This is a genomic window from Leifsonia sp. HAY1-4F (genome assembly GCF_056755275.1).
In genome coordinates, this window is sequence record NZ_JBNDHX010000281.1 from 1 (window position 1) to 273 (window position 273).

General features: G+C 54.9%; 1 protein-coding gene. It reads right to left on the minus strand.

From position 1 onward, the window contains the following. Nucleotides 1–203 (minus strand): glycerol-3-phosphate acyltransferase (locus ACPYOG_RS19535; protein WP_481295783.1); only part of this gene is annotated, 203 nt, incomplete at its 3' end. Between the last annotated feature and the right edge of the window lie 70 nt (nt 204–273).

The window sequence follows — 273 nt, forward strand, 5'->3', positions numbered from 1 at the left end:
CCTTTCAGCACATCCATCAGGAGCACCGCCAACGCAGGCCATTTCCCCAGGGTTCGCAACACGTTCGTTGCTCCAGTGGATTTAGAGCCATGCTCTCGGATATCGATGCCCTTCAGCAATCTCCCTGCCAGATAGCCCGTGGGGATGGAACCGAAGAGATAGGCGATCGCCAATCCAACCAGACTCGCCAACCAGAAAATCACGGGATCGACCTCGACGCTCGAATATCAGGCAATCATCATGTAGTCGTCTACCACTTCGACCACTGTGGGT